Annotated in this window: 7 protein-coding genes; 1 reads left to right on the forward strand and 6 read right to left on the reverse strand. The window is 71.2% G+C overall.

What is annotated here, in order from left to right; genetic code table 11:
- The 3 genes from ABD437_RS16325 to ABD437_RS16335 all read right to left on the reverse strand — a co-directional run.
- A partial coding sequence (locus ABD437_RS16325; RefSeq protein WP_344649693.1) for a DUF1707 SHOCT-like domain-containing protein occupies positions 1-367 on the reverse strand: 367 nt, incomplete at its 3' end.
- A gap of 50 nt (positions 368-417) precedes the next feature.
- The gene (locus ABD437_RS16330; RefSeq protein WP_344649694.1) at positions 418-603 is read right to left on the reverse strand and encodes an SPOR domain-containing protein; all 186 of its coding nucleotides are present in this window, start codon (positions 601-603) and stop codon (positions 418-420) included.
- Positions 604-634: 31 nt separating this feature from the next.
- A complete protein-coding gene (locus tag ABD437_RS16335) occupies positions 635-1,234 on the reverse strand; it encodes a TetR family transcriptional regulator (protein WP_344649695.1) in 600 nt (199 codons plus the stop codon).
- A 54-nt stretch (positions 1,235-1,288) separates the two neighbouring features.
- Between ABD437_RS16335 and ABD437_RS16340 the strand changes: the two genes are divergently transcribed.
- Positions 1,289-1,960 carry an SDR family NAD(P)-dependent oxidoreductase gene (locus ABD437_RS16340; RefSeq protein ID WP_344649696.1) on the forward strand — a complete coding sequence of 224 codons (672 nt, stop codon included), beginning with the start codon at positions 1,289-1,291 and terminating at the stop codon, positions 1,958-1,960.
- On the opposite strand, the gene ABD437_RS16345 is transcribed toward ABD437_RS16340, so the two are convergent.
- The 3 genes from ABD437_RS16345 to ABD437_RS16355 form a co-directional block, all read right to left on the reverse strand.
- Positions 1,942-3,321 carry a tetratricopeptide repeat protein gene (locus tag ABD437_RS16345; RefSeq protein ID WP_344649697.1) on the reverse strand — a complete coding sequence of 460 codons (1,380 nt, stop codon included), beginning with the start codon at positions 3,319-3,321 and terminating at the stop codon, positions 1,942-1,944. The two genes, ABD437_RS16340 and ABD437_RS16345, sit on opposite strands and share 19 nt — an antisense overlap.
- A gap of 2 nt (positions 3,322-3,323) precedes the next feature.
- Positions 3,324-3,686 carry an ACT domain-containing protein gene (locus ABD437_RS16350; RefSeq protein ID WP_344649698.1) on the reverse strand — a complete coding sequence of 121 codons (363 nt, stop codon included), beginning with the start codon at positions 3,684-3,686 and terminating at the stop codon, positions 3,324-3,326.
- 377 nt (positions 3,687-4,063) lie between these two features.
- Positions 4,064-4,686: response regulator transcription factor (locus tag ABD437_RS16355; RefSeq protein WP_344649699.1), on the reverse strand; the 623-nt coding region annotated here is incomplete at its 5' end.

Consider the following 4,686-nt stretch of genomic DNA (forward strand, 5'->3'; position numbering starts at 1 on the left):
ACACGAAGATGCCGATCAGGAGCAGCGGCCAGACCGCGAACACGCCCCGGCTCGCCGCGACGAGCGCACCGAGCATCAGGAAGACGGCCGCGGCGATCACCGCATAGCGCACCCAGCCGTCGAAGTGCTCCGCCGGCCGGGCCGGCTTCACCACCGCCGCGGCCGGGAGCACCTCGTCGAGCGGCACCGGCAGATCCGCCAGTAACGGACGCAGCTCGGCGACGGTCTTGGTCGCGTACGCCGTCTCGACGCGCTGCTCGTACTCCTCGATCGTGAGCCGGCCCTCGGACGTGTGCTGCCGCAGCAGTTCGACGACACGCTCGCGGTCTTTGTCGGAAGCGCGAACCGGCGGACGATCGGAGTCCATGCTGCCTCCCCGGGGTACCTCGTTCGACGGTACCCCGGGAGTTCGAGCGATCAGTCGTTCCAGCGCCGGTCTTCGGCGTCCGCGGCCGCGTTGCGTGCGGCGACGGTGTCCAGCGCCTTCTCCGCGGCCTCCCGCGTCGCGTAGGGGCCGAGGCGGTCGGACGCCTTGCCCTTGTCGTCGTCGGTCTCGACGCGCTTGTGCTTGAGGTTCCACCAGTACCGGGTTTCCTCGGCCATCGCGATCACCTGTCCTCTCGGTCCGGTACGCCTATTTCCCGACGTCGGGGCGGCACAAACGGTTGGCCGCCGCGACCACCGCCCGGCGCCGCCCGGCCCACTCGTCCTCGTCGATCGGTCCGTCGGTGAGCATGCGCGCCGTCTGCGGTGCGGCGAACCACCAGTTCGCCAGCGCCAGCAGGAAGAACATCAGGTGGTGCGGCTCGAGCGTGTCGTCGAGCAGCCCGCGCCGCTGGGCGACCCGGATGGCCTCGGTCTTCTCCCGGTAGTGGAGCCGGCGGTTCGCTTCGTCGGCGACGGCTCCGGTGTCCGCCAGCCCCTCCCAGAGCAGCAGCCGCTGCAGCCCGGGGTCCTCGCGCAGGTAGTCGAACGTGCGCCCGGCCATCTCGCCGAAGTCCTCGGTGCGCTCGACCCGCACCGGGATCGCGGCGGCGACCTTGTCCAGCTCCTCGACGAGCACGCTCAGGAACAGCGCGTTCTTGTCGCCGAAGTAGCTGTAGATCCGCTCCTTGTTGGCCTTGGCCCGCACCGCGATGCGCTCGACGGTGGTGCCGTGCAGGCCGTGGTCGGCGAACTCCCGCAGTGCGGCGTCGCGGATCCGTCGTTTGGTGGCTTCGACGTCCCGGGGCATGTCTCCCAGCTTAGCGTCGCCAACTCCAACGTTGGCGTTGGTTATACTGACGACATGAGCAACCCGACAGTGCTGATCCTCGGCGCCTCCCGCGGTCTGGGCCTCGGCATGGCCGCCGAGTTCCGCGCCCGCGGCTGGAACGTCATCGGAACCGTCCGCGACGGCTCCCCCGGCGGCCTCGCCGACCTCGACGTCACAGTGGAAACCCTCGACATCACCAGCCCCGAACAACTCGACGCCCTGCGCCGCCGGCTCGACGGCCGGTCGATCGACCTGCTGTTCGTCAACGCCGGCGTCCCGAGCACCGACGGCCCGGTCTCCGCGGTCTCCACCGAGGAGTTCGTCGACGTGATGGTGACGAACGTGCTGAGCCCGCTGCGTGCGGTCGAGACGCTCGCGGACCTCGTGCCGCCGACCGGGACGATCGCGGTGATGTCGTCACGGCAGGGCAGCATCACCCTCAACGACAACGCCGGTTACGACGTCTACCGCGCGAGCAAGTCCGCGCTGAACCAGCTGATGCGCTCCTACGCGGTGCGCCACGAGGGCGACGGGCGCACGCTGCTCCTGGTCAACCCGGGTCACGTGCGTACCGAGCTGGGCGGCCCCGGCGCGGTGCGCACGGTCGCCGAGGCCGTGCCGCCGGTCGTCGACACGGTCGAGAAGCGGGCGGGCACCGGCGGCTTCCACTTCGTCGACTACGCCGATCAGGTGGTGCCCTGGTAAGCCTCGGCGCGTGCTTTCGCCGTGGTCGCGGCCGCCTCGTCGCCGAGCGCGCGGGCCAGTTCGGCCTGCTTGAGCCAGTTGTACGGGCTGCACGGGCGCACGTTCAGTCGTTCGCTGATCAGCGTCCGGGCCAGCGGCAGCCTCTCCGCCCGCAGCGCGGCCTCCACCAGCGTCTTGTAGACCGCGTCCCGCTGGGCGTGGCTGCCGCCGAACTCGTTGACGTGCCCCCGGATCGGGTAGAGCAGGTCGACGGTCTGCTCGTAGCGGCCCTGCCCGAACGCGAGCAGGGCACGGCACACCGGGAGCCCGACCCGGACGGTCATCGCGTGGTTCGAGCCCGTGTTCCCGGCGCGGACCCACTCGGTGCGTCGGCGGATCAACGCCTCGGCCAGGTCGAACCGCTCGGCGCCGACGTACGCCATCACGGCGTGGGCGTCGTTGAACGCGTAGAACGGGTGCTCGGCCCGGCGCTGCCACGGCTCCACCAACGCGGCGAACCGCTCGGTCTGCCGGTCGCCGGCCAGCGCGAACCGCCAGAGCAGGGCGGCGGCGTCGAGCAACTGCAGCGAGATGCCGTCGGGGTCGTAGAGAACGGCGTCGTAGATCTCGAGCGCGCGAGCGGTGTCGCCCTTCTCCAGCGCGTACAGCCCGTAGTGCCACCAGTTGTGGACGTTGAAGAACGTGTCCGTCGACCAGTCGTCGAGCCGGTCGTCGAAGTAGCGGAGCCCGTCGGCGAAACGCCCCTGCATCTCGTAGGTGTGGGCCACCGCGTGGATGCCCCAGACGTCACGGGGGTCACGCTCGACGGCTTCCCGCCCGACGTCCTCGGAACGGTCGTAGTGCCCGGCCTCCTCCAGGCCGAACGCGTACATGCCGAGCACGTTCGGGTAGGAACGGTCGTCGGGGTGCCAGGCGGACAGTGCCCCACCGATGCGGTCACGCAGGCTGACCGCGTCGCCGGTGAAAAAATCGATCTGGTGGCCGACGGCGAGCGCGAGGGCATCGCGCGGGTACTCGACCGTGAGATCGCGCAAGGTGCGGCCGGCGCCGTGGAAGTCGCCGCCCGCGAGTTGTTCGGCCGCGTACAGATGGGCTCGTTCCCTCGGGTGCGGTTCACCCGGTCGGTACGCCTCCAGGTGCGCGCGGGCCGCCACCGCGTCGTCGTAGTCGGTCGTGAGCAGGCCGAGGTAGGCACGCAACGCGACCGCCAGCGGGAACGTCGGGTCCTCGGCGAGCGCCGCACCGGACTCGGCGACGACCTCGGCGCGGAAATGCAGCAGCTCGTCGACCGCACGGTCGTAGTGGTCGAGGGCGGCCCGGTTCGCCGCGGTCGTCGGCAGGCCGTGCTGGTCGACGAGCATCGCTACTCCGTGACGTCGTGGCCGGCGGTGCTCAACACCGCCACGGCCTTCTCGGCGTGGGACGCGGGCACGAGCACCAGATCGGCGTCGTAGGTGGACGCCGCGAACACCGGGAGCCCGGCCTCGCCGAGCGGCGCGAGGATGCTGAGCAGCATGCCCGGGACGTCCAGCTCGTGCGAGGACTGGCCTTGGAACGCACGCCAGCCGTCCGCGGCGTCGGTGACGGTGCGGATCACGGTGAGGCCCTGCGGAGCGCGGACCAGCGCGACCCAGTCGGACGACCCGACGATGTCCTCGCTGTCGTGCCGCTCGATGGTGAAGATGTCCGGTCGGAGGTGGAGCTTCTGGGGCACGAACGTCGACATTCGTCGAGCGTAGAACGACCCGGTGCCCCACGCCCGCCGTAGCCCCGGCCGTGACCACGCCGTGTCCGAGGTCGGGGCGTGGTGGGTCGGCGCGTGCCGTTGGCGCGGCTGCCTGGCTCGGCTACCTGCACTCAGCACGCCTCCTGCGGACGGCGAGCCTCCTGCGGCTGGCGTGGCTGCCTACGGCCCGGCGTGGGTGCCTGGGTCAGGGCGCGGCCGGCATCACCGCGGCGGGGCCGGCATCACCGCGGCGGGGCCGGCATCACCGCGGCGCGGCCGGCATCACCGCGGCGCGGCCGGCATCACCGCGGCGAGGCCGGCATCACCGCGGCGCCGCCGGGGAGCTGGGCGTAAGCGCTCTCGGGCCAGGGGTGGGATCAGCGGGTGGGGCGGCGGTGGCCGGTTTCCCAGGCCCAGGCGGCGATGGCCACCCGGTTGGGCACGTCGAGCTTCTGCTGGATGTGCGCCAGGTGCGTCTTCACCGTGCCGGCGGTGATGTAGAGCTCCGCGCCGATCTCGGCGTTCGTTTTGCCGTCGGCGACGAGCGCGACGATGTCGAGTTCGCGGTCGGTGAGCGGGTTGGTGTTCTCCTTCCGGGGTGACAACTCGCGGAGCAGTCGCACGGTGATCTCCGGACTGATCAGGGCGTCCCCGGCGGCCGCCGCCCGCACCGCCGCGGCCAGCAGCGCCGCACCGGAGTGCTTCAGCAGGAACCCGCACGCGCCGTTGCGCAGCGCGGTGTGCACATAGGCGTCCAGGTCGTACGTGGTCACCACGACCACCTTGATCGTCGGCGAGAGCAGTCCGGTGAGCTCCAGCCCGTCGAGCCCCGGCATCCGGATGTCGACGAGCGCCACATCGGGCTTGTACTCGTCGGCCAGCTCCAACGCGCGGTTGCCGTTCTCCGCCTCCGCGACGACCTGCATGCCCGGCGCGGCGTTCAGGATGGTCCGGAAACTGAACCGGACCGCTTCCTGGTCGTCAGCGATCAGTACCCGGA

Origin of the sequence: Cryptosporangium japonicum (genome assembly GCF_039524755.1) — a bacterium.
GTDB lineage: Bacteria > Actinomycetota > Actinomycetes > Mycobacteriales > Cryptosporangiaceae > Cryptosporangium > Cryptosporangium japonicum.

Coding starts and splice junctions, on each gene's coding strand:
- ABD437_RS16345 (WP_344649697.1), bottom strand. CDS start 3,321: ATGCTCGTCGACCAGCACGGCCTGCCGACGACCGCGGCGAACCGGGCC.
- ABD437_RS16330 (WP_344649694.1), bottom strand. CDS start 603: ATGGCCGAGGAAACCCGGTACTGGTGGAACCTCAAGCACAAGCGCGTC.
- ABD437_RS16350 (WP_344649698.1), bottom strand. CDS start 3,686: ATGTCGACGTTCGTGCCCCAGAAGCTCCACCTCCGACCGGACATCTTC.
- ABD437_RS16340 (WP_344649696.1), top strand. CDS start 1,289: ATGAGCAACCCGACAGTGCTGATCCTCGGCGCCTCCCGCGGTCTGGGC.
- ABD437_RS16335 (WP_344649695.1), bottom strand. CDS start 1,234: ATGCCCCGGGACGTCGAAGCCACCAAACGACGGATCCGCGACGCCGCA.